Origin of the sequence: Streptomyces sp. NPDC059695 (genome assembly GCF_042733785.1) — a bacterium.
Classification (GTDB): domain Bacteria; phylum Actinomycetota; class Actinomycetes; order Streptomycetales; family Streptomycetaceae; genus Streptomyces.
Genome location: NZ_JBHWFF010000015.1, coordinates 1 through 21,879 on the forward strand (window position 1 = coordinate 1; position 21,879 = coordinate 21,879).

General features: G+C 74.5%; 22 protein-coding genes and 1 tRNA gene. 12 read left to right on the forward strand and 11 right to left on the reverse strand.

The features are described 5' to 3' along the window. Positions 1–110: 110 nt before the first annotated feature. From ACFV2S_RS19820 to ACFV2S_RS19835, 4 genes are all read right to left on the reverse strand, one after another. Complete coding sequence (locus tag ACFV2S_RS19820) at positions 111–1,010, reverse strand: hypothetical protein (protein WP_385560441.1); 900 nt, start codon at positions 1,008–1,010, stop codon at positions 111–113. Next, entirely contained in the window at positions 1,007–2,017 is a 1,011-nt protein-coding gene (locus ACFV2S_RS19825; protein WP_385560444.1) for an SPFH domain-containing protein, read from the reverse strand. Before ACFV2S_RS19825 ends, ACFV2S_RS19820 begins: the two co-directional genes overlap by 4 nt. A 109-nt stretch (positions 2,018–2,126) precedes the next feature. Further along, positions 2,127–3,203, reverse strand: coding sequence for a DMT family transporter (locus ACFV2S_RS19830; RefSeq protein WP_385560447.1), 1,077 nt, complete (start codon positions 3,201–3,203; stop codon positions 2,127–2,129). Next, complete coding sequence (locus ACFV2S_RS19835; protein WP_383790831.1) at positions 3,200–3,931, reverse strand: phosphatase PAP2 family protein; 732 nt, start codon at positions 3,929–3,931, stop codon at positions 3,200–3,202. Before ACFV2S_RS19835 ends, ACFV2S_RS19830 begins: the two co-directional genes overlap by 4 nt. A gap of 324 nt (positions 3,932–4,255) precedes the next feature. Here ACFV2S_RS19835 and ACFV2S_RS19840 point away from each other — a divergent pair, with 324 nt between their 5' ends. Beyond that, the gene (locus ACFV2S_RS19840) at positions 4,256–4,858 is read left to right on the forward strand and encodes a TetR/AcrR family transcriptional regulator (protein ID WP_385560450.1); all 603 of its coding nucleotides are present in this window, start codon (positions 4,256–4,258) and stop codon (positions 4,856–4,858) included. A 159-nt stretch (positions 4,859–5,017) separates the two neighbouring features. Continuing rightward, a complete protein-coding gene (locus ACFV2S_RS19845) occupies positions 5,018–5,383 on the forward strand; it encodes a DUF488 domain-containing protein (protein WP_385560453.1) in 366 nt (121 codons plus the stop codon). Between the two features lie 97 nt (positions 5,384–5,480). On the opposite strand, the gene ACFV2S_RS19850 is transcribed toward ACFV2S_RS19845, so the two are convergent. Next, positions 5,481–6,038 (reverse strand): DUF309 domain-containing protein, encoded by a 558-nt coding sequence (locus ACFV2S_RS19850; protein ID WP_385560456.1) that lies wholly within the window; start codon positions 6,036–6,038, stop codon positions 5,481–5,483. A 196-nt stretch (positions 6,039–6,234) separates the two neighbouring features. Here ACFV2S_RS19850 and ACFV2S_RS19855 point away from each other — a divergent pair, with 196 nt between their 5' ends. After that, positions 6,235–8,919, forward strand: coding sequence for an ATP-binding protein (locus tag ACFV2S_RS19855; RefSeq protein ID WP_385560943.1), 2,685 nt, complete (start codon positions 6,235–6,237; stop codon positions 8,917–8,919). A gap of 53 nt (positions 8,920–8,972) precedes the next feature. Beyond that, positions 8,973–9,046 (forward strand) — tRNA-Pro (locus ACFV2S_RS19860). Positions 9,047–9,419: 373 nt separating this feature from the next. Here ACFV2S_RS19860 and rpsN read toward each other — a convergent pair. Both rpsN and rpmB read right to left on the reverse strand, forming a co-directional pair. After that, positions 9,420–9,725: a 30S ribosomal protein S14 gene (gene rpsN / locus ACFV2S_RS19865; RefSeq protein ID WP_385560459.1), complete on the reverse strand. Its 306-nt coding sequence runs from the start codon at positions 9,723–9,725 to the stop codon at positions 9,420–9,422. Beyond that, complete coding sequence (rpmB, locus tag ACFV2S_RS19870; protein WP_383802097.1) at positions 9,725–9,961, reverse strand: 50S ribosomal protein L28; 237 nt, start codon at positions 9,959–9,961, stop codon at positions 9,725–9,727. The genes rpsN and rpmB overlap by 1 nt, the downstream gene beginning before the upstream one ends. 160 nt (positions 9,962–10,121) lie before the next feature. On the opposite strand from rpmB, the gene ACFV2S_RS19875 reads away from it, so the two are divergent. Together ACFV2S_RS19875 and rpsR are read left to right on the forward strand one after the other, a co-directional pair. Beyond that, positions 10,122–11,273, forward strand: a complete 1,152-nt coding sequence (locus tag ACFV2S_RS19875; RefSeq protein ID WP_385560464.1) for a CobW family GTP-binding protein — start codon at positions 10,122–10,124, stop codon at positions 11,271–11,273. Between the two features lie 42 nt (positions 11,274–11,315). Continuing rightward, a complete protein-coding gene (gene rpsR / locus ACFV2S_RS19880) occupies positions 11,316–11,552 on the forward strand; it encodes a 30S ribosomal protein S18 (RefSeq protein ID WP_385560467.1) in 237 nt (78 codons plus the stop codon). Between the two features lie 129 nt (positions 11,553–11,681). On the opposite strand, the gene ACFV2S_RS19885 is transcribed toward rpsR, so the two are convergent. Further along, entirely contained in the window at positions 11,682–13,238 is a 1,557-nt protein-coding gene (locus ACFV2S_RS19885; protein WP_385560469.1) for an MFS transporter, read from the reverse strand. Between the two features lie 111 nt (positions 13,239–13,349). On the opposite strand from ACFV2S_RS19885, the gene ACFV2S_RS19890 reads away from it, so the two are divergent. Both ACFV2S_RS19890 and ACFV2S_RS19895 read left to right on the forward strand, forming a co-directional pair. Next, the gene (locus ACFV2S_RS19890; protein ID WP_385560471.1) at positions 13,350–13,967 is read left to right on the forward strand and encodes a TetR/AcrR family transcriptional regulator; all 618 of its coding nucleotides are present in this window, start codon (positions 13,350–13,352) and stop codon (positions 13,965–13,967) included. A 193-nt stretch (positions 13,968–14,160) separates the two neighbouring features. Further along, positions 14,161–14,943: a VOC family protein gene (locus ACFV2S_RS19895; RefSeq protein WP_385560474.1), complete on the forward strand. Its 783-nt coding sequence runs from the start codon at positions 14,161–14,163 to the stop codon at positions 14,941–14,943. A 67-nt stretch (positions 14,944–15,010) separates the two neighbouring features. Here the strand turns inward: ACFV2S_RS19895 and ACFV2S_RS19900 are convergent, their stop codons facing one another. From ACFV2S_RS19900 to ACFV2S_RS19910, 3 genes are read right to left on the reverse strand one after another with little or no spacing between them, the layout of a single operon-like run. Further along, positions 15,011–15,670 (reverse strand): methyltransferase domain-containing protein, encoded by a 660-nt coding sequence (locus ACFV2S_RS19900; protein ID WP_385560477.1) that lies wholly within the window; start codon positions 15,668–15,670, stop codon positions 15,011–15,013. Continuing rightward, entirely contained in the window at positions 15,667–16,287 is a 621-nt protein-coding gene (locus tag ACFV2S_RS19905; RefSeq protein ID WP_385560480.1) for a DUF2064 domain-containing protein, read from the reverse strand. The genes ACFV2S_RS19900 and ACFV2S_RS19905 overlap by 4 nt, the downstream gene beginning before the upstream one ends. Next, entirely contained in the window at positions 16,284–16,997 is a 714-nt protein-coding gene (locus ACFV2S_RS19910; RefSeq protein WP_385560483.1) for a glycosyltransferase family 2 protein, read from the reverse strand. Before ACFV2S_RS19910 ends, ACFV2S_RS19905 begins: the two co-directional genes overlap by 4 nt. 113 nt (positions 16,998–17,110) lie before the next feature. Here ACFV2S_RS19910 and ACFV2S_RS19915 point away from each other — a divergent pair, with 113 nt between their 5' ends. The 4 genes from ACFV2S_RS19915 (at position 17,111) to ACFV2S_RS19930 (ending at position 21,629) form a co-directional block, all read left to right on the forward strand. Then, entirely contained in the window at positions 17,111–17,932 is an 822-nt protein-coding gene (locus tag ACFV2S_RS19915; protein ID WP_385560487.1) for a response regulator transcription factor, read from the forward strand. Then, complete coding sequence (locus ACFV2S_RS19920) at positions 17,925–19,034, forward strand: sensor histidine kinase (protein ID WP_385560490.1); 1,110 nt, start codon at positions 17,925–17,927, stop codon at positions 19,032–19,034. Before ACFV2S_RS19915 ends, ACFV2S_RS19920 begins: the two co-directional genes overlap by 8 nt. A gap of 264 nt (positions 19,035–19,298) precedes the next feature. Beyond that, a complete protein-coding gene (locus ACFV2S_RS19925; RefSeq protein WP_385560493.1) occupies positions 19,299–19,598 on the forward strand; it encodes a putative quinol monooxygenase in 300 nt (99 codons plus the stop codon). Positions 19,599–19,847: 249 nt separating this feature from the next. After that, positions 19,848–21,629, forward strand: a complete 1,782-nt coding sequence (locus ACFV2S_RS19930; protein WP_385560496.1) for a cytochrome c biogenesis protein DipZ — start codon at positions 19,848–19,850, stop codon at positions 21,627–21,629. Positions 21,630–21,879 lie beyond the last annotated feature (250 nt).

Consider the following 21,879-nt stretch of genomic DNA (forward strand, 5'->3'; position numbering starts at 1 on the left):
GTTCCGTTGTGCCCACCCGTTCCGCCCCAGCGGAACGATTGCCCACAACGGCGGGGCGAAGGCCCACAACGGGGCAGGCGCGCGGGCCCACGACGGGGGGCGCACCGTCGTCAAATGATCAGCCGCAGGCGCGACGTCGCGACCGTCAGGTGGATCGTCTGGCCCCAGGTCAGTTCCAGCGCGTCCGACTCGACCCCGTCGCCGAACGCGACCAGACGGTCCGACTCGACCGTGAGCCGCAGGCCGCGACCCGCGTCGAGGAGGCCCTCGACCCGCGTCGTGCCGGTCGTCGGCGACGGCCACGCCTCGCGGACGAACCAGGCGAGCCGCGCGTCGGCCGGGGCGGGCAGGGCGAGCGGGCTGGACCGCTGTTCCCACAGGGAGCGGAGCCAGCCCGTCGCGCCCGTCCCCGTGCCGACCAGCACGCCCGAGGAGGCCTGCGGCTCGGGCGGGACGTCCGTGCCGTCGAACCCCAGGGTGTAGCGGGCGGTCTGGTGGCCCGGCGGGCCGACGTAGATCTCGTTCAGCGCGAGGAGCCGCTGCGCGTCGTCGGTGACGGCCTCGACCATCGTCAGCTCGTCGGCCGCCGCCCCGGCCCCCGCCGCGTACGGCAGCAGCCTGCGCGCCCGGTCCGGCCGGTGCCGGACCAGGATCCCCGCGTTGCGTCCCGGGTCGGCGTCGATGCCGATGACGGGCTGCCCCGCCAGGTACTTCGCCGCGTTGGCGACGAGACCGTCCTGCCCGACCACCACCACGACGTCCTCGGGCCCGAAGAGGAACCGGTCCAGGTCGGCCCGCTCGACCCGGGTCTGGCGCCAGGTCAGCGGAACCGCGCCCGCCACCTCGGCGAGCGCCCGCCGGGTCCGCTCGTGCCGCTCGCGCACCGCGTCGACCGACCGGCCGCGCGCGGAGAGGAAGAACGCGGCCTGCCCGTGGGTCCCGTGCCGGGCGAGCAGCTCCTCGTACTCCGTGGTGCGGTGCACGAGCACCGCGCGCGGAGCGAGGCTCACGGCCGCGCCCCGCCCTCGCCGCCCAGCTTGGCGAGCAGCCCGGTCAGCACGTCGGGGGAGAGCGTGAGGTGCTCGATGCGCGGCAGGTTCTCCGCTGCCCGGGTCACGGCCAGGGCGTGCAGCGTCGCCGGGTCGGCCTCGGCGTGCGCCCGCAGCCAGGCGGACTGCGCTCCGGCGCGCGCCTCGCCGACCTCGCGCGCGGCCTCCGCCTCGGCCCGGGCCAGTCTGACCTTCCGTACGGCCTCGGCCTCGGCCCGTACCGCGTCGGCGGCGGCGTTCTCCTCGGCCTCGCGGCGGGCGTTGGTGCCGCGCTGTTCGACGAGCCGTTCCTCCTGCCGGGCGAGCTCGATCCTGCTGGCGAGCTCGTTCTCGGCGATGGCGCGTTCCCGCTCGACGGCGACCGCGCGGCGCTCGTAGGTGGCCCGGTCGGCCTCCTGCTGGATCTGCTCGCGCGCGGGCGTGCGCAGGGCCCGCTCGACCTCCGGTTCGGGGCGTATCGCGACCACCCGGACCGCGACGACCTCGATTCCGGTGTCCGGGAGCCGGGGCTCGGCGGCGAGTCCGGCCGCGATGCGGTCCCGTACCGCCGCCACGCCGTCGACGAGCGCGGCGGCGAGCGTGGTGCGCGCGAGGACGTCGAGGGCGTGCTGCTGGGCGGTCTCGGTGAGGAGGGTGGCGATCTGCTCCAGCGGGGTGCCGCGCCAGGCGCCGGTGTCGGGGTCGATGGAGAAGTCGAGCCGGGTGGCTGCCGCGCCGGGATCGCCGATCCGGTACGTGACCGTGGACTGCACGCTGACGTCCTGGAAGTCCGCGGTGCGGGCGTGGAAGGCCATGGCGAGCTCGCGGTCGTTCACCGGCACCTCGGAGAGGGCGGCGGAGAGCGGCCGGAACCAGAAGCTCAGTCCTTCGCCGTCGTGGACGAGCCGGCCTCGGCGCTGGTGGCGTATGTGGGCGGTGGGCGCGGAGCGCAGATGGCGCCAGCCGGCCCGCCGGGTGATGTCAGCCATGGAAACCCCCTTGTCGTCATGATGACGATAGGGGGCTTCCCTGATTGTCGTCAAGATGACGAATACGGGGGCGCCGTCGCCTCGTGGCGCATACGGGGTCGCGGCCGCCTCAGCCCGCGATCGGCGCGGGCGCCGCCTCGCCGTCCGGCGACGCGAGGCCGGGGAGGTCGCGAAGGCCGGCGAGGTCCGGGAGACCGGGGAGGTCCGGGAGACCGGGGCGTTCGGAGGGGCGGGGAGCCGGCATCGGCGGCGCCTCCGCGGCCGGGGCCGAAGTCGCCGCCACGGGTGCCGGCGCCGCCTCGGCCGGACCCCCCTTCGTCAGCAGGACCACGCCCCGCGCGGCGACCAGCGACGCGCCCGCGGCGACGAGCCAGCCCCAGGCGCCCGCCCGGAAGGTCTCGCCGAGCAGCGCCACGCCGATCACCGCGGCGGCCGCCGGGTTGGAGAGGTTGACGACGGCCAGCGGGGCCGCGAGTCCGCCCCGGTAGGCGGCCTGGGAGAGCAGCAGGCCCCCGCTGGCGAAGGCGGATATCAGCACCGCGAGCAGCGCGGTCTGCCACCAGGACGGCTCGGTGCCGGGCAGGTCGAGCGCGAGCGCGGCGGTCAGCGTCTGGGTGAGCGCCGAGGCCACGCCCGAGGCGATCCCCGAGGCCGTCGCGTGCCCCAGGCCGCGCCCGCCCCGGCCGCTGGTCCCGCGCTGCTCCCGCCCGCCGAGCCGCCCCGAGGCCAGCGCCGCGATGAGGAGCGCGGTGGCCGCGGCGACGACCAGGGACTCCCGCAGGCTGAGCGCCTCGCCGGGCGCCGTGGGTCCGGTCACGGCGACGAGCCCGACGAGTCCGCCGAGGGTCCAGAGGGCCCCGCGCCACTCGGTACGGGTGACCCGGCGCCGCGCGCAGTACGCGCCCAGCGGCAGCGCCGCCACGAGCGTCAGCGCGCCGAGCGGCTGCACCAGCGTCAGCGGCCCGTAGTGCAGGGCGGCGACGTGGGCGAGGGCTCCGGCCGCGTTGAGGCCGACCGCCCACCACCACTGGCCGCGCGCGAGGAGGGCGCGCAGCGCGCCGCGCCCGTCGGGGGCCGCGGGGGAGGCGGCGGCGAGCCGTGACTGGGCGACGGCGGCGAGCGCGTACCCGGCGGCCGAGACGAGGGAGAGGAGGACCGCGAGCGCGGTACCGGTGGCGGGGTTCATCGCAGGGCTCCGACCGGGAGGGGCGCCGCGCCGAGCGGACGGGGTACGGGCGGGGGTGCCGTCCGCCGGCCGGGCGCGCGGACGACGAGCAGCGCGAGGCCGAGGAGGACGGAGGCGGCGAGCGCGTCGAACCAGTAGTGGTTCGCGGTGCCGACGATGACCAGCAGGGTGAGCAGCGGGTGCAGGAGCCAGAGCACCCGCCAGCGGGACCGGGTGGCGGCGATCAGGCCGATCGCGACCATCAGGGCCCAGCCGAAGTGCAGGGACGGCATGGCCGCGAACTGGTTCGCCATCGAGTCCGTCTCCGGCGTCGCCCCGTAGACGGAGGGTCCGTAGACGCGGGCCGTGTCGACGAGCCCGGAGGCGGCGAGCATCCGGGGCGGGGCGAGCGGCATCAGCAGGTGCAGCGCGAGCGCGGCACCGGTGGTGAGGGCCAGCACCCGGCGGGACCACAGGTAGTGCGCGGGGCGGCGCCAGTACAGCCAGACCAGGAAGGCGATGGTGGCGGGGAAGTGCACGGCCGCGTAGTACGTGTTGGCCGCCCGGATCAGCGGTTCGCCGTGCAGGAGCAGCTGCTGGATCGTTCCCTCGCCCGGCAGGTGGAGCGCGCGCTCGGCGTCCCAGACGCGGTCGGCGTTCTGGAAGGCGCGGGTCTCGTGGCCGTTGGCGAAGAGCCGTCCGAACTTGTAGACGAGGAAGAGCGCGGTGACGAGCAGGAGCTCGCGCACGAGCGGAGGCCGGGCGGACCCCGACCCGGACCCGGACGGCGATGCGGGTCCGGGTTCGGGTGCGGACGCGGCGTCCGCGTCCCCGGTCCCTGCGGTCCCGGCCGGGCCGGGGGGAGGAGGCGTCCCCGGTCCTGCAGGACGTGGTCCTCGTATCCCGCGTATCCCGACAGCCATCGTGCGGCCCTCTAATCCGTCAAATCGCCAACAAACGGAGTGAGCCTAGATCCGATTCGATCGAGACGCAAGCGTCTCGATACGTTTGCGTCTCGATTGTGCACCCCCTACTCTCGTATGTGCAGAGACAGAGGTGTCCGGGAGGAATCGATGTCCACTCAGGCCGCGACCGCGGCAGCCCGCCGCAGCAAGATCACGCCGGAGCGCGAGACGGAGCTGTACGACGCCGTGCTCTGCCTCCTGCGCGAGGGCGGCTACGACTCGGTGACCATGGAGGGCGTCGCCGCCCGCACCAAGTGCGGCAAGGCCACCCTCTACCGGCAGTGGGGCACCAAGCCCCAGCTCGTGACCGCGGCGCTCGCCCGGCGCCGCTGCACCGTCTTCACCGGCATCGACACCGGCACCCTCGCCGGCGACCTGCGCGAGGCCGCCCGGATCGCCGCCTCCCACCGCGAACGGGACGCCGAGCTCATGGAGGCCGTCGCCCAGGCCTACATGCAGCACCCCGACCTGCGCGCCGCGCTCCGCGAGACCGTCATCGCCCCCGAGATCGCGGCCATCGACGCCGTCGTGGCCCGCGCGGTGGACCGCGGCGAGGTCGACGCCGACAACCCGGCGATCGGATTCGTCGCCCCCTGCTTCATGGGCATGCTCCGCATCGAGCGGATCTTCGAGGAGCGCTTCGCGGACTCCTCGACCATGCCCGCCTTCGTCGACGCCGTGCTCCTCCCGGCCCTGCGCGTCGAGGGCTGAGCACCGGGCCCCTCGGGTCGAGGGCGCTGAGCCCGGGCCCCTCGCGTGGAGGGCTGAGCACCGGGCCCCTCCCCGGCCCCACGCGGACCGGCGACGCACGCGCCGCGCCGCGCGTCGTCGGGGCGGGCGGGACGCGGTCCCGTCCCGCACCCTGGAGCCATGGCCGCAAGCACCCCCGCCGTCCGCGTCCGCCGCGTATACGAGGACCCGTCGCCCGACGACGGGGTGCGCGTCCTCGTCGACCGCCTCTGGCCGCGCGGCCTCAAGAAGACGGACGCCCGCATCGACGAGTGGCCCAAGGCGCTCACTCCGTCCACCGAACTCCGCCGCTGGTACCACGGCCCCGAGGGCGAGTACGAGGAGTTCAGCCGCCGCTACGAGGCGGAACTCGACGCCCCGGAGGCCGCCGCGGCGCTCGACCGGCTCCGGGACCTCGCCGCCCGGGACACCGTCACCCTCCTGACGGCCGCGAAGGACCCCTCCGTGAGCCACACGTCCGTCCTGGCCCGCGCGCTACGGCCGTAGGGCCTGTCCGCCCCTACCCGCCGGATCCGCCCGGACCGGGACGGCCGCGCGCCGCGCGCAACGCACCGAACGCCCCGGCCTGACGCGACGCGCACGGTCAGACCGGCCCCAGCCGGGGCGCCTCCGCGGCGGCGTCCACGGGGCCTCCGCCACCGGACTCCGTACGGTCGGCCAACTCCCGCGCCCACGCCACCAGTCCGCCGACATCGATCCCGTACGCGCCGGGAACGGGGCTCCCGCCCGCGAGGCGGTCCGCGCCCCGGCGCAGCAGCCGGGCCCCGCCCGACGCGTTGCCCCGGGCCGCGTGCGTCAGGCCGACGGCGAGCTGGGCGAGCCCCTGCCACAGGTCCCGCTCCGCCGCCGGGCCGGACTTCCAGGCGTCCTCGAAGACCTCGTGCGCGTGGAACGGCATCCCGGCGTCGAGCAGCCGCTGCGCCTCGCGCACGGTCTCCCCGGGCGCGCGGACGACCCCCTCGGGCAGTCGGGGCACCCCCTCCGCCCCGTACGGCAGCGGACGGCCGAGACCGTCGCGGGGCCGGGCGCTGCGGGCGCGCCCCTCCTGGTCACGGTCCCTGCGGCTGCCCCTCCCGGCGCCCCCGCTCCCGCCGGAGACCCCGTCACCCCCGCCGTCCTGGTCACCCGTTGTCCGGTTCACCCGCCCATTGTCGCCCGTCGGACGATCACGGGCGCTAGGCTCGACGGTCCGGCGCTGTTCCGGTCCGCGCGGGTGGTGCCGGACGCGTCATGCCAACAGTTCGTGTGGGGAGTGAGTCACCGGTGCCGACGGATCCCGAACAGTCGCCGCCCGCACGCCGTTCGCGCCCGGCGTCTCCGACGCGGAGCGGGGCGCCCTGCTGGAACGCGGTCCGGAGCTCGCCGCGGCCGCCCACGCCGTCGACGAACTCGTCGCCGGAGCGGCGGCGGGCGGCCCCGGACGCGGCGGCATCCTCGTCTACCGGGGCGAGGCCGGCATAGGAAAGACCGCGCTCCTCGCCGAGATCCACCGCACCGCCCGCGACCGCTGCACCGTGCTCACCGCCCGGGGCGGCGAGACCCTCACCTCCGTCCCCTTCCACCTCACCCGTCAGCTGCTCCAGCCCGCCCTCGACGGCTTCGCCGCCGACGAGGTGCGGCAGCTCTTCGGCGACCACTACGACCTGCTCGCCCCGGCGCTCGGCCTCGCCGTGCCCTCCTCGGACGCGCCCGCCGACCCGCAGGGCGTGCTGATCGGCCTCGCCCGGCTCCTGGACCGCCTCGCGGACCGGCTGCGGGACCGGCCCCCGGTGCTGCTCGTGGACGACGTCCACTGGGCCGACGCCGAATCCCTGGCCTGGCTCGACGCCTTCACCCGGACCCGGCGCGACCGCCGGCTGCCCGTCCTCGTCGTCCTGGCCCACCGCCCGTTCGTGCGGGAGCCGAAGGGCCCCGGCGGGCCCGCGACGCTCGCCGCGCTCGCGGACCGCGCCGTGCTCACCCTGGGCCTGAACGCGCTCACGTCCGGCGCCATCGCCTCGCTCGCCCGGGACACCCTCGGCGGGCACGCGGACGAGCCGTTCTGCCGCGAGGTGTGGACGGTGACCTCCGGCAATCCGTACGAGACGGTCGAGCTGCTGGCCAAGGCCCGCGACCGCATGCTCGAACCGGTCGCCGGCTCCGCCGGACTCCTCCGCGACCTCGGCGCCGGCGCCAGGGGCGGCGGCCTCGTCGCCCGCCTGGAGGAGCTCGGCGGCGGCCCCACCCAACTCGCCTGGGCGATCGCGGTCCTCGGCACCGACAGCACGCCCGAGCTCCTCTCCGGCCTCACCGGCATGAGCGGGAAGCAGGTCGCCGAGGACACCGAACGCCTCCGGGCCGCGCGGATCGTGACCGCGCCGACGAGCGGCCGCAACGGGCTCGCCCTCGTGCCCGTCCCGCCGCTGGAGTTCACCCACCCGCTCATCGCGACCGCCGTGTACGGCTCGGTGCCGCCGGGCATGCGGACCGCCCTGCACGGCCTCGCCGCCTGGGCGCTCACCCAGGCGGGCCACGGGCCGGCCGCCGTCTCCCGCCACCTCCTCGAAGTGCACCCCGACGACGACCAGGACGTCGTGGCCCGACTGCGGGCCGCCGCCGTCGAACACCTCGCCGTCGGAGCCCCGGATGCCGCCCGCCGCTGCCTCGAGCGGGCCCTCGTGGAACCGCCCCACGCCGACACGTACGCCAGGGTCCTGTACGAACTCGGCTGCGCCTCCCTGCTCACCGCGCCCGCCGCCACCGTCCGCCACCTGCGCTCCGCTCTCGACCTGCCCGGCCTCGACGACGAGCTGCGCATCGACGCGACCTACCGGCTCGTCCAGGCCCTCGCCCACAACAACCAGCTCCAGGAGGCCGCGCGGGCCGCCGCCGTCGAGTACGCCCGCACCCCGCCCGGCACCGGCCGCCGACGGCTCCAGGCCGCGCACTTCATCTACGAGGGGTTCCAGGCGTCCGAGGAGGACGGCCCCGACCGCTCCCGCCGGCTCGCCGAACTCACCGCGGGCCTGACGGGAGCCGACAACTCGGAACGCGCCCTCATCACCGTCCGCGGCTTCGACGCCACCATGCGCGGGGAACCCGCCACCGAGGTCGTCCGGCTCTGCGACCTCGCCCTCGTCGACGGAGCGCCCGCCCGCGGCCTCGGCTGGACCGACCCCGAATGGGGCTTCGAACTCCCGGCCTTCACCGGCATCGCCTACGCGTTCGCCGACCGTCCCGACCGGGCCGAGGCCCTCTTCACCGAGGCGGTCCGGGCCTTCGAGATCTCCGGCTGGAGCGGGGCCCACCTCGCCTTCGGCCACACCCTCCTGGGCCTGGTCCACCGGCGCCGCGGCAACCTGCCGCGCGCCCAGCACCACCTGGAGGAGGGGCTCCGGCTCGCCGACCGCGTCGGCGACGGTCTCCCCGTCCACTGGGACACCGCCTGCCTCCTCATCGACACGCTCGTCGCCCGGGGCCGTACGGCACAGGCGCGGGCCGTGGCCGACCGGTACGCGTTCGGCCCGCCCTGGCCGGGCGCCATCGTGCTGCCGGACGGCCCCAGCATCCTCGGCCGGCTGCTGCTCGCCGAAGGCCGCGTCGAGGAGGCCGTGTCCACCCTGGAGGGGGCCGCCGAGGCCCTGACCGTCCGGGGCCGCCACCACATCGTGTGGGCCCCGTGGCCGCTGGACCTCGCCCGCGCCCTCGCACCCACCGAGCCGGACCGGGCGGCGGGGATCGCCCGCGAGGCCCTCACCCACGCGGAACGCCTCGGCACCCACACGGCGCTCGGCGAGGCCCTGCGCTGCCTGGCCCTCTTCGCCGAGCCCACCGAAGCCCGCGGCCTCCTGGAGAAGGCCGTCGAGCACCTCGCGGCGTCGCCGTCCCGCTACGAGGAAGCCCGCGCCCGCTTCGACCTGGCGAACGCCACCGGCTCCGCCGCCACCCTCGCCGAGGCGACCGCCCTGGCCGCCACCTGCGGCGCGGACCTCCTGACCCCGGACGCCGTGACAGCCCGTGCGTCATCCCACCGTCCGGAGTGAGGTAATGTTTTCCCTGCACGGCGACGCGGGAGAAACCCCGCGAAGACGCGCATCGGGACGTGGCGCAGCTTGGTAGCGCACTTGACTGGGGGTCAAGGGGTCGCAGGTTCAAATCCTGTCGTCCCGACTCGAAAGAGTCGTGGTTCAGGGGCCGTTTCAGAGCAATCTGAAACGGCCCCTGACGCGTTCGGGGCCGCCTGACCCCCAACTCGCCTCGACCGCCCCGTGGGCGATCGCGCCCAGGGCACGACCGTGGACCGACCGCTCGTCCTCGGGCGCTCGACCGAGAACGGGGCCACGCCCGTAGCTGAGGAGCCTCGGACACGGGTGCGCGCCACAAGCTGACGGCCGTCACCGGGCTCGCGGCAGGTCGCTGGACGCGATGGCCGTCGCGGGGCTGCTGGCCGTGCTCGTGGCCTCGTGTCGGCGCGCGCCGCCCGCGGACCGGCTTCCGGCCGTGCGGCCCGACCGCAGGGGCCGCGGTCGGGCCGAGGGGATTGCTACCAGGACGACTTGGTCACTCCGGGCAGGAATCCCGCGTGAGCCTGCTGCCGTGTCCGTACGCGGGAGAGTCCGAACGTGCGCAGGTAGCCGCGAGGGCGGCCGTCCACGCTGTCGCGGTTGCGTACGCGGGTGGCGCTGGCGTCGCGCGGTTGCCGGCGGAGCTCCTCCTGGGCGGCCGCGCGATCCGCCGGGGTGGTGGACGGGCGCCGGATGATCTCCTTCAGCTCGGCCCGGCGGGCGGCGTGGCGCCGGACGACCTCCTTGCGCCTCTCGTTCCGCGCGATCTTGCTCCTCTTCGCCATCAGACCTTCCCTCCCCGCGCGCGGATCCGGGCCACGGCGGCCTCGATGCCGATCGTGTCGACGGTCCTGACGGCCCTGGCGCTCAGGGTGAGGCGGACGTGGCGTCCCTCGCCGGGCAGCCAGTAGCGCTTGCGCTGGATGTTGGGGTCGAAGCGTCGTGACGTACGCCGGTGCGAGTGGGAGATCGCGTTGCCGAAACCCGGCTTGGCGCCGGTCAGTTGGCAGTGGGCCGACATGGGGGGTGCCGCCTTTCTCGTGGACCGAGCTTGTTGGTAATGAAAATCGTTGCCATATAGTACCTGTCATGACACACCACGAGATCCCCCCGGGCGCAGCACGCGTCCCCGACCTCCCCGGCCGAGCGGAACGCTCCGAGCACCGCTACGGAGCCCGCTGATGGCGCCCGACCGGCAGCTCCCCGTCGTGATCGTCGCCGGGCTCCACTCCGACGCCCGCAAGGAGATCGTCGACCGTCTCCTGCACGCCGTCGAGGGGAGCGTGGCGCTCCACCACGACCTGGCCTCGGCGCCCGACGGCACCGTGCTCCGCCTGGTCCGCGACGCCGACGGCCTCCTCTCCAGGAGCGAGACGCCGCTGGTGAACGACTGTGCGTGCTGCGCGCTGCGCGAGGACCTCGTCCCCGAACTGGAACGCATGGCGGACGGCGGTCTGACCCGACTGGCCGTCGTCGAACTCTGGGACTCGGTCGAACCGAAGGGCATGGCGGAGGTCATCGCCGGACACGGTGGACACCGCCTCGTCGTCGCGAGCGTGATCACCGCCGTGGACCCGGCACTCGTCCTGCCGTATCTCGGGAACGGGGACGATCTGGCCGAGGCCGGACTCGCCGCCGCCGCCACGGATCGGCGGACCGTCGGTGACACCTGGGCGCGACAGCTGGAGTACGCCCCCGTCCTCGCCGTGGTCGACAACGACGACGCGGACGAAGGGGACCACGCCCTCCTCGCCCAGCTGCACCCCACCGCCCGACGCGTTCCGGCCGCCTCCGTCGAACTCGTCAGGGCCGCGCTGGCAGGCTTCGACGTGGAGGCCGCCGCGGCCGCCCAGCACCCGGCGTGCGCGCTGCTGCCGCAGGAGGCGGACGAGTCCGGAGTCGCCACCTTCGTCTGGCATCGCCGACGGCCCTTCCACCCCGAGCGCCTCTACCAGGCACTGGAGGACCTGTGCTGCGCCGCGGCCCGCAGCCGCGGCCGGTTCTGGCTCGCCGACCGCCCCGACACGCTGCTCGCCTGGGACGCGGCCGGCGGCGCGCTGTGCGTGGAGAGCGCCGGGCCCTGGCTGGCGTCGCTGCCGGACGCGGCCTGGGAGATGGTTCCTCCCGTCCGCCGGGCGGCGGCGGCGCTCGACTGGCATCCCGAGCACGGCGACTGCTGCCAGCACCTCGTCTTCACCTCGCCCGGCCTGGACCGGGAAGGGCTGGAGCGGCTGCTCGACTCCTGCCTGCTGACCGACGCGGAGTACGCGTCGGGCCCCGAGGCCTGGAAGCGACTGCCCGCCGCCTTCGCCTCCCTCCTCGACGCCGCCTGACCACCGCCGTACGACCGCACCCCCGCAGAAGGAGAAGCCGCCATGGCTCGGCGCCCCGCACCCCGCAAGCCCGCCGCGACCCGCCCCAACCCGCTCGACGCGGCCGGGATCACGTACCTCGACTACAAGGACACCGACCTGCTCCGGAGGTTCCTCTCCGACCGGGGCAAGATCCGCAGCAGGCGGGTCACCCGCGTGACGGCCCAGCAGCAGCGGGCCGTCGCCGCCGCCGTCAAGAACGCCCGCGAGATGGCACTCCTGCCGTACGCGAGCCGCTGACCGCATCCGCGCGCCGGTGGCCGGCCACCTCTCCTTCGAGGGGTGCCGGCCACGCGCGCGCGTGCCCCGTTCCGTCACGGGTGCCACCGGTGTGGCGTGCCGGGCTCGTGTGCCGAGCCGGACGTCGCCTCAGGCGTGAGTCCGGAGTGGGTCCGGGACTCCGGTCGTTCCGGACGAGGGCCGACGCTCGATGGCCCCCGGGAGCCGGGTCGCGCCCAGGACACCGAGCAGGCAGACGCCCGCCGCCACGCCGCAGGCGAGGTGGAATCCCCACATGAAGCTGTCCTGGACCGCGCCGAGCAGCTGCTGCTGCACGAAGGACGGCGCGCCGCGGGCGAGGGACACCGCCGCGGCGACGGACTCCTGTCCGGTGTGCACGGCCGGATCGGGCAGTCCGCCGAACGCGGTGCCCGGCAGGTGCGCGGCGTACAACGAGGTGAAGACGCTGCCCAGGACGGCGACGCCGAGGGTTCCGCCGGTCTCGCGCGTGGCGTCGTTGACCGCCGATCCGATGCCCGCCTTCGCCGGAGGCAGGACGCTCAGGATCGACTCGGTGGCCGGCGCGGTGGTCGCTCCGAGTCCGAGACCCATGAGGACCATCTGCCCGACGACGGCGCCGTACGGCATGAGGGCCGGGGAGAGGGCGATCCAGCCGAAGGACGCGGCGAGGAGCGCGAGTCCGGTCATGACCGTCGTCCGTGTCCCGATGCGCACGGCCAGGGCGGCGCCGCCCACCGAGCCGAGGGCGATGCTCAGTGCGACGGGCAGGATCCGCACGCCGGTCGAGAGCGTTCCGTAGCCGCGGATCAGCTGGAAGTACTGGGTGACGAGGAAGATGAAGCCGAACAGCGCGAAGAAGGCCAGGGTGACCGATCCGCTCGCCGCGGAGAACGCCGGGTTCCGGAAGAGCGCCACATCGATCATGGGTGCCCGTCGGCGTCTCTCCACCGCGACGAACAGCACGATCAGCAGGCCGGAGGCGAGGAATCCGGCGACCCGGGCCGGGCTGCCCCAGCCGCTCTGCGGCCCCTCGATGATCGTGTGGACGAGAAGGCCGATGGCGGCCGTCGAGAGCAGGAGCCCGGGGATGTCGAGGCGCGCCTGGCCGGGGTCGCTGGACTCCGGCACGCAGAACCATGCCGCGGCGAGGGCGAGGACGGCCACCGGGACGAGTGCGAAGAAGACCGAGGGCCAGGAGAAGTGCGCGAGAAGGACGCCGCCGACGACGGGCCCCACCGCGACCCCGAGCCCTGTCACGGCGCCCCAGATGCCGATCGCCCGAGCTCGCCGTCGGCGCTCGGGGAAGGTGTTGGTGATGATGGACAACGTGGTCGGGAAGATCACCGCGGCGCTCGCCCCCATGAGGAAGCGGACCAGGATCAGCGCGCTCGCGGACTCCACCAGACCGCCGGCGAGGCTGCTCAGGGCGAAGCCGGCCAGCCCCGCCAGGAGGGCCGGTCGTCGGCCGAAGCGGTCTCCGAGGGAGCCGGCGGTGAGCACCAGGGAGGCGAAGGCGAGGTTGTAGGCGTCGACGATCCACTGGAGGTCATGGGTATCGGCATCCAACTCCCGGCTGAGGTCGGGAAGCGCGACGTTGACGATCGTCGTGTCCAACGTGATGGCCAGAGCGGCCAGGCAGACCGTGCCGAGAACGACGTTCTGCCGTGAAGGCGAGCGAGAAGGCATCACAGCCTCCAGTTCCACCACAATGTTGACGTTGGCTACATGGGTATAAAGGGATATTTGCACGATATGGTGACATCGTCAACATGGGATCGGGTGAGCGAGGGGATCGCGATGCAGAAGCGCGGATACCATCACGGAAACCTGCGCGAGGCCCTGGTGGAAGCGGGCCTGTCCCTCGCCCGTGCCGGAGGGCCGAGGTCCGTCGTGCTCCGCGCCGCGAGCCGTGAAGCAGGCGTCTCCCACAACGCCGCCTACCGGCACTTCGAGGACCGTGAAGCGCTTCTGGCAGCGGTGTCGCACCGCTGTATGGGAAGGCTCGGCACGTTGATGGACCTGAGGCTGGCCTCGGTGACCGAGGGCACCGACGGCCCCCAGGGGTGGGCATGGGCACGCCTCGATGCCCTGGGAAGGGCGTACGTGGAGTTCGCCCGCACCGAGCCGGGGTGGTTCCAGACGGCCTTCTCCGCGACCGGCTCCCACGCCCCGCTCCTGCCGCAGGCGCCGGAGAGCGCCCCGCACCCCTTCCTCCTGCTCGCCCGGTGCCTCGACGACCTGACGGAGACGGGGGCCGTACCGGCGGACCGGCGGCACGGCTCCGAGTACGCGGCCTGGTCCGCGGTGCACGGCCTGAGCCATCTGCTCATCGACGGACCGCTTCGCGATCTGCCCGAAGAAGAAGTGCAGTTGGCCCTGAGCACCACACTGTCGGTCGTCAGCCGCGGGCTCTGACGACCGCGACCGGTGGGGGCTCCGGGGCGGGTGATCAGTCGTTCACGGGGTGCGGCTCCGCGTCGTGGAGGTCGCCTCCGACGCATGGGGGGAAAGCCGTGCCCGGTTCCCCACTTCGTGGTGGCGTGTCGGGTAGGACCGCTCCGTCCGTGACGACAGGGTGGCCGGAGATTCCGACGCAGAAGGAGCGAGCATGCCCGAAGTCACCACCCCCTACGCGACCGGCACCCCGTGCTGGGTGGATCTGATGGCGAAGGACCAGCAGGCCGCGCTGGACTTCTACCGCGATCTCCTCGGCTGGCAGGGAAAGCCCGGCCCCGACGAGTTCGGCGGGTACGCGGTCTGCGAGCTGCACGGCAGGGCCGTGGCCGGCATCGGCCCGGCGATGGCGCCCGAGGGAATGCCGGAGCCGCCGACGGTCTGGACCGGCTACCTGGCCACCACGGACGCCCAGGCCACGCAGGACGCGATCGTCTCGGCGGGCGGCACGCTGCTCGTCCCGGCCATGGACGTCGGCGACCTGGGCCGGATGCTGGTCGCGGCGGACCCGCAGGGCGCGGTGTTCGGCGTGTGGCAGCCCGGCGAGTTCTTCGGCGCGCAGGTGGTGAACGAGGCGGGCGCCCTGACCTGGAACGAGCTGCACACCAGCGACGTGCCGGCCGCCACCGCGTTCTACGGCGAGGTGTTCGGGGCGGAGATCGAGCCGCTGGACGGCGCCGACTCCTACTGGGAGCTGCGGGTCGGCGGCCGCGCGGTCGGCGGTGTCACCCTGCTGGCCAACGACCCGCCCGGCACCCCCGCGCACTGGCTGACGTACTTCGCGGTCGACGACGTGGACTCCACCGTGGACGCACTGGTCAAGCGGGGTGGCGCCGTGCTGGCGCCGCCGTTCGACATGATGGCCGGCCGGATGACCGTGGTCGCCGACCCGCAGGGCGCCGTCTTCGCGATGATCAAGCCCCAGCCCCTGGCCTAGAACGGCAGGAGGCGGCGGGCCGCCCGGGCGGCGTCCGTAAGCGGACTCCACCCGGGCGGTGCGCCGGTCAGCGGGTCAGGTGCACGAAGTGCCGGTCCGGCGTCTGCCACGTGCCGTACGGGGTCCAGCCCGCGGCCCTCGCCTCGGCACACAGGGCGCGGGTGCCGAGACGGGCCCACCAGAAGGGGATCCCGCGTCCGCCGAAGCCGTCCTCGACGTGCACCTCGACGCGCTCGTCGACGTCGGTGGTCGCCACCTCGACGAGGAGGGATCCGCCGGGTGCGGCCAGTGCCGCCGTCCGGCGCAGCAGGGCGGCCGGGTCGCCGCCGATGCCGATGTTGCCGTCGATGAGCAGGACCGTGCCCCAACCGCCCTCGCGGGGAAGCGGGTCGAAGACGGACCGGCACAGGGCGCTGCCCCCGGCCCGGACCGTGCGGGCCACCGCCTCGGGGGTCACGTCCACACCGAGCGCGGCGCGGCCGAGTCCGGCGAGGGCGGCGACGAGGCGGCCCGGTCCGCAGCCGATGTCGAGCACGGGCCCGGTGCACCGCGCCAGCACGGTGTCGTCGGCCGCGTCGGGCTCGGCACACCACCGTTCGACGTCGAGCGGCAGCCGCCGGCCGTCGTGACGCCGGAGGTAGAGCGGGCCCCGGCCGGCGCGCAGGGCATCGGCGTACGGGTCGGCCCGCCAGGCCCGCGTGGCCGGTTCGGTGAGCTGCGCGGTCATCGCGTGATCGCGCAGAGGCCGGAGTGCAGGGCGGCGAAGCGGGTCCGCGGCGCGCCGGCGGCGACCCGTTCCGCGTCGGCGGGGGAGTCCACGTCGCACAGTTCGGGCAGGTCCCGCACGGTCAGCCCCGCGGCCGTCAGCCGTCGCCGCTGGACCTCACCGGTGTGTGCCACGGACATGGGGACGCCGAGCAGGAGGGCCGGGTCGGGATCGGCCAGGCCGAGTGCCCAGAACCCGCCGTCGTCGGCGGGCCCGAACCAGGCGTCCGCCTCCGTGAAGTCCAGCCCGAGCGCGAGGAGGCCCGGGGTGACCTGCGGTGTGTCCATGCCGATCAGCAGGGCCGGTCCTTCGGCCAGGGCGAAGGCGGCGGCCAGCCGGACGTCCAGGCCGCCGGCGGACTGCGGGACGACCTCGATGCCGGCCGGGACCCAGGGACCCGGCCGTCCGTCGAGGACCAGGACGCGCCGCCGGGCCGGGGTGGCCAGGACCACCGCGAGGGTGTCCTCCAGTGCGGCGCGCGCGAGGTCGGCGGCCTGCCGCGTGCTGAACCGCGGGGTCAGACGGGTTTTCACCCGCCCCGGAACGGGCGCCTTGGCGATGACGAGGAGGGTGCTCATGCCGAGACTCCTTCGGTGCGCGCGGACCGGGCCGACGGCGGCTCGGCCAGAACCCCGCGCATGTCGCGGACGGCGTTCCAGGTGCCCCGCCAGGTCCCGGTGACCTTGGACCTTCCCGTGCGGGGCAGGTAGGGGACGTCCGTCTCGGCCACCCGCCAGCCCGCGTCGGCGGCCCGTACGACCATCTGGAGCGGATAGCCGCTGCGCCGGTCCGTCAGCCCCAGGCCGAGCAGGGCCTCGCGGCGCGCCACGCGCATCGGGCCGAGGTCGTGCAGGCGCAGCCCGGTGCGGCGACGCAGCATCCGGGCCAGGGCGACGTTCCCGGCCCGGGCGTGGGCGGGCCAGGCACCGCGGCCCTGGGGACGGCGGCGGCCGAGCAGCAGGTCCGCCTCACCGGCGGCGACCCGTTCGGCCATGGGGGCGAGCAGGCCGGGGTCCAGGGAGGCGTCGCAGTCGCAGAAGCAGACGAGTTCGGCGCGTGCGGCGAGCAGCCCCGCGTGGCAGGCGGCGCCGAAGCCGCGCCGGGGCTCGTGCACGACGGTGGCACCGAGGGACCGGGCGAGGTCGGCCGAGCCGTCGGTGGAGCCGTTGTCGACGACGATGGCCCGCCACCCCGCCGGCACCCGCGCGAGGACCCAGGGCAGTGCCCCGGCCTCGTCGAGGCAAGGAAGTACGAGGTCCGCGCGGGGCGGACGAGCAGAAGGAGTCACCCTCCACACCGTAGGAACCGGAACGCGGAGAAGGGCGTTTTGAGACCTTACGAAACGCGGACACCACGCCGCCCGGCGGCATGCGCGGCTCCTTTCGGTGCCACCCTGGGCGCATGGCCAACAGCATCGAAACCGGTTCCGGTCCCGGCCCCGTCCCCGGTGGCGTCGCGGGCCGCGTCCTGGTCGTGGACGACGACCCGACCGTCTCGGAGGTCGTGGCGGGGTACCTGGAGCGCGCCGGATTCACCGTCCACCGGGCGGAGGACGGCCCGGCCGCGCTGGAGGCCGCCGCCCGTCACCGGCCGGACCTGGTCGTCCTCGACCTGATGCTGCCGGGCATGGACGGTCTGGAGGTCTGTCGCCGGCTGCGCGCGAGCCGGCTGCGCGCGAGCGGATCCGGGACGCGGACCCTGCCCGTGGTGATGCTCACCGCACGGGGAGAGGAGGAGGACCGCATCCTGGGCCTGGAGGTCGGCGCGGACGACTACGTGACGAAGCCCTTCAGCCCGCGCGAACTGGTCCTGCGGGTGATGTCGGTCCTGCGCAGGGTGTCCTCCACCGTCCCGGAGACCGAGCCCGAACTTGCCGCGGCCGGCCTGTCCGTGGACCCCGCCGCCCGCCGTGCGACGAAGGACGGCGCGGAACTCGCGCTCACGCTGCGGGAGTTCGACCTCCTCGTCTACTTCCTCCGGCATGCCGGGCAGGTCTGCGACCGGGAGCGGCTGATGCGCGGCGTCTGGGGCTGGGACTTCGGTGACCTGTCCACCGTCACCGTGCACGTCCGCAGACTGCGGGCGAAGATCGAGGGGGATCCCGCCGATCCGCAGCTGATCAGGACGGTGTGGGGCGCCGGATACCGCTTCGAGGGGCGCCCGGGCCCGTCCGGCCCGCCCGGTGCCGCGAGGCGGACGGAGGCGGGCGACGGCCGTGCGTGATCTCCTGCTCATCGCCCTGTACGCACTCCTCGGCGCGGCCGCCGCCGGACTGCTCGGCGCCGTCGCGCTGCGGATACTGCGTCGCCGCAGCGTGGCCGTCTCCCTGGCCGTCGTCGCGGCGGTCGCCGTGTCCGCCATGCTCGCGGGGACCCTCTCCGTGGCCCGGGCCATGTTCCTGTCGTCCCACGACCTCGCCGTGGTGACCACCGTCGTCGCCATGGCCGCCGCCGTCTCCCTCGGCACCGCACTGCTGCTGGGCCGACGGGTCGTCCTGCGCTGCCGGGAACTGCTCGCCGCGGCACGCGACTTCGGCGAGGAGGGCACCTTCACGGCTCCGGCCGCCCAGGCCCCCGCCGAACTCACGGCTCTGAGCCGTGAACTGGCCCTGACCAGCAGGCGTCTGGCAGCGTCGCGTGAACGCGAACGAGCCCTGGAGACCTCCAGACGCGAGCTCGTCGCCTGGATCTCGCACGACCTGCGGACCCCGCTGGCCGGGCTGCGCGCCATGTCGGAGGCGCTGGAGGACGGCGTGGTGACCGATCCGGTCCGCTACCACCAGCAGATGCGCGCGGAGGTGGAGCGCCTCAACTCCATGGTCACCGACCTGTTCGAACTGTCCCGCATCCATGCCGGCGCGCTGTCGCTCAGCCCGACCCGCATCTCCCTCTACGACCTCGTGGGCGACGCCGTGGCGGGCGCCGACGCCCTGGCCCGGCAGCACGGCGTACGCCTGGCGGGCGGTGCCGTGGATCCGCTGCCCGTGGAGGTCGACGGCAAGGAGATGACCCGGGTGCTGTCCAACCTGCTGGTCAACGCCATCCGCCACACCCCGGCCGACGGCACGGTCGCCATCGCCGCCGAACGCCGGGCGAACGCGGTGGTCCTGTCCGTCACGGACGCCTGCGGCGGCATCCCCGAGGAGGACCTGCCCCGCGTCTTCGACACCGGCTGGCGGGGGAGCCGGGCCCGTACGCCCCCCTCGGGCGCGGGCCTGGGTCTCGCGATCGTCCGCGGCATCGTCGAGGCGCACGCCGGACACGCCGACGTCCACAACGTGCCCGGCGGCTGCCGCTTCGAACTGACCCTCCCGGCCCCCGTGTGAGAGCCGAGGACACCGGGCGCGACGGCGGCGAGCGGGACCGGGCACGAGGAAGCCGTCGGCGACCGCGGCGGGATCCCGCCCGCGCGGGTGCGCTCCGCCATCGGAATGACATTCCGGGGACTCGGCCGACCCGCCCGCCCCGGAACCCCGCACGGATGCGTTCGCGCTCGCCACTCTGATCGGGAACGACGGCTTCGTACGCCCGGGGAGCGGCATGCAGGGCTCCCCGGCCGTCACCGCAGACCCGACACCACGGAGGTTCCCATGACCCACCCCGGTCTCCTGGCCCGCATCGAGGCCAGGCCCGAGCACGCCGCGCAGGTCCAGGAACTCCTGGAGAACGCCCTGGAACTCGCCCGCGGGGAGACGGGGACCGTCACCTGGTACTCCTTCAAGCTCGGACCGACCACCTTCGGCGTCTTCGACACCTTCGACGACGAAGCGGGACGCCAGGCCCATCTGAGCGGCCCGATCGCCGCCGCCCTGATGGACATCGCCCCCACCCTCCTCGCCGAGGCCCCCGACATCCGGCACGTCGACGTCCTGGCCGCGAAGCTCCCGTGAAGCGTCCCGCCGGCGCGGGCGGACCGGGGCGCCGACGCCCCGCCTGACCCACCCCGCTCGGTGGAAGCGGGCCGGCGTGCACGGTGTGTCCCGAGCCGGTCCGCTCCCACGGCAGGGGACGTCCTCCCCGTCACGCCGGGTCCGGCGGACGCGAGGCGCCGTGCGGCCCGCGCCCATCCCCCGTCTCGGCGGGTCCGAATCGTCACCGAGTGAACGCGCTCCGGACGTTCCCGTACGAAGGCGGGCCCCATGATCACCCTGGTCCTCATCGGTCTGCTCGGCGGTCTGATCACAGCCGTCTCGCCGTGCATCCTGCCGGTCCTGCCGGTGGTCTTCCTGGCGGGCGGCCCGGGCACCGAGCCGCCGAAGCGGAGCGTGACCCCGCAGCGGGAGCCGCCCGGGGCCCCGGCGCCGGGCGACGTACGGGTCGAGGCACCACCGCAGGAGGCCTCCCGGCCCCTTCCCAACCGTCGGCCCTACGCCGTCGTCGCCGGACTGGTGCTCAGCTTCGGCTTCTTCACCCTGCTCGGAGTCACGATCATCTCGGCGCTCGGGCTGCCCCAGGACATCCTGCGCTCCATCGGCCTCTCCCTGCTGGTCCTCATCGGCCTCGGGCTGATCTTCCCCGCCGTCGAGCGGCTGCTGGAAAGGCCCTTCGCCCGGATCCCGCAGCGGCAGGTCAACAAGGAGGGCAGGGCCTTTCTCCTCGGCCTGGGCCTCGGGCTCCTCTACGTCCCCTGCGCCGGACCCGTCCTCGCCGCGATCACCGTCGCCGGAGCGCGCGGTGAGATCGACGCCGACATCGTCGTCCTCACCCTCTCCTTCGCCGCCGGCACCGCGATCCCCCTTCTCGCGTTCGCCCTGGCGGGCCGCCGCGTGGCGGAGCGCGTCGCCGCCTTCCGGACCCGCGCCCGCAAGCTGCGGATCGTGGCCGGGGCCCTCATGATCGTGCTGGCGTTCGCCCTCGCCTTCGACGTCACCACCGCGCTGCAGAAGGCCCTGCCCGACTACACGGCGGCCCAGAAGAAGGTCGAGGACAGCGACACGGCCCGGCAGCAGCTCTCCGGTCTGTACGACGACTCCAACAAGGAGCTCTCGCGCTGCGAGGACGGGGTCGACGAGCTCCGCTCCTGCGGTGCCGCCCCGCAGTTCGCCGGCATCAGCACGTGGCTGAACACGCCCGGCGGCCGGCCCGTCGACCTGGCCGCCCTGCGCGGCCGTGTGGTCCTGATCGACTTCTGGACCTACTCCTGCATCAACTGTCGGCGCAGCCTGCCCCACGTCGAGGCCTGGGACCGCGCCTACCGCGACAAGGGCCTGACCGTCATCGGTGTCCACTCACCCGAGTTCGCCTTCGAGAAGGACGCGGGCAACGTCGCCGACCAGGCCCGCAAGCTGGGTGTCACTTACCCCGTCGCCCTCGACAACAAGCTCGACACCTGGGACAACTACCGCAACCGGTTCTGGCCCGCCAAGTACCTCGTCGACGCACAGGGCACCGTCCGCTACTTCACGTTCGGCGAAGGACGGTACGCGCAGACCGAGAGCCTCATCCGCGACCTCCTCACCCGGGCCGACCCCGCGGTGCGGCTCCCGCCCGCCACCGGCCAGAGCAACGACGACCTCGCCTCCGGGCGCACCCCGGAGACCTACCTCGGCACCGGTCGCATCCGCGGTTACGCGGGCACCCCCGAGCTCGTGAAGGACCGCGCGACCGTCTACGCCTATCCCGCCGGCGGCGTCCGCCTGAACCGGCTCGCCCTCGCCGGGACGTGGAAGGCCTCGTACGAGGAGTTCACCGCCGGGCCCGACGCCCGCCTCTCCCTCACCTACCGGGCGAAGAACGCCCACCTCGTCCTCGCCGGGGAAGGCACCCTGACCGTCCTGGTCGACGGCAGGGAGACCACCACCCTCAAGATCCACGGCTCACCCACCCTCTACCGCCTCACCGACGACGGGACCGCGCGCGAGGCGCACCTCGAACTCCGCTTCACCCCAGGACTCCAGGCCTTCGCCTTCACCTTCGGGTGAACCGGCACAGGGGTGCCGGAGGCAGGTGGTCAGGCGCTTCCCGAGCGGTCCCTCCCGGCCCCCCGGACCGGCGGCCGGGAGGGCCGGCACGGGAGCCGTCGGATCGCCCAGGACGGCGGCCAGCGAACGGGGGAGGACGTCCGGCCAGCCCAGGAGCCGCAGTCCCCGCACGGCGTTCTCGTCGCAGCAGATCTCCAGCCCGGCACAGTCCGTGCGATGCCAACCCATGTCCGCAGCCATGAGGACACGG

Bases quoted from the DNA above. Each gene is read 5' to 3' on its own strand.
- ACFV2S_RS19825 (WP_385560444.1), bottom strand. From the start codon at position 2,017: ATGGCTGACATCACCCGGCGGGCCGGCTGGCGCCATCTGCGCTCCGCG.
- ACFV2S_RS19830 (WP_385560447.1), bottom strand. From the start codon at position 3,203: ATGAACCCCGCCACCGGTACCGCGCTCGCGGTCCTCCTCTCCCTCGTC.
- ACFV2S_RS19840 (WP_385560450.1), top strand. From the start codon at position 4,256: ATGTCCACTCAGGCCGCGACCGCGGCAGCCCGCCGCAGCAAGATCACG.
- ACFV2S_RS19845 (WP_385560453.1), top strand. From the start codon at position 5,018: ATGGCCGCAAGCACCCCCGCCGTCCGCGTCCGCCGCGTATACGAGGAC.
- rpsN (WP_385560459.1), bottom strand. From the start codon at position 9,725: ATGGCGAAGAGGAGCAAGATCGCGCGGAACGAGAGGCGCAAGGAGGTC.
- rpmB (WP_383802097.1), bottom strand. From the start codon at position 9,961: ATGTCGGCCCACTGCCAACTGACCGGCGCCAAGCCGGGTTTCGGCAAC.
- ACFV2S_RS19875 (WP_385560464.1), top strand. From the start codon at position 10,122: ATGGCGCCCGACCGGCAGCTCCCCGTCGTGATCGTCGCCGGGCTCCAC.
- rpsR (WP_385560467.1), top strand. From the start codon at position 11,316: ATGGCTCGGCGCCCCGCACCCCGCAAGCCCGCCGCGACCCGCCCCAAC.
- ACFV2S_RS19885 (WP_385560469.1), bottom strand. From the start codon at position 13,238: ATGCCTTCTCGCTCGCCTTCACGGCAGAACGTCGTTCTCGGCACGGTC.
- ACFV2S_RS19890 (WP_385560471.1), top strand. From the start codon at position 13,350: ATGCAGAAGCGCGGATACCATCACGGAAACCTGCGCGAGGCCCTGGTG.
- ACFV2S_RS19895 (WP_385560474.1), top strand. From the start codon at position 14,161: ATGCCCGAAGTCACCACCCCCTACGCGACCGGCACCCCGTGCTGGGTG.
- ACFV2S_RS19900 (WP_385560477.1), bottom strand. From the start codon at position 15,670: ATGACCGCGCAGCTCACCGAACCGGCCACGCGGGCCTGGCGGGCCGAC.
- ACFV2S_RS19905 (WP_385560480.1), bottom strand. From the start codon at position 16,287: ATGAGCACCCTCCTCGTCATCGCCAAGGCGCCCGTTCCGGGGCGGGTG.
- ACFV2S_RS19915 (WP_385560487.1), top strand. From the start codon at position 17,111: ATGGCCAACAGCATCGAAACCGGTTCCGGTCCCGGCCCCGTCCCCGGT.
- ACFV2S_RS19925 (WP_385560493.1), top strand. From the start codon at position 19,299: ATGACCCACCCCGGTCTCCTGGCCCGCATCGAGGCCAGGCCCGAGCAC.
- ACFV2S_RS19930 (WP_385560496.1), top strand. From the start codon at position 19,848: ATGATCACCCTGGTCCTCATCGGTCTGCTCGGCGGTCTGATCACAGCC.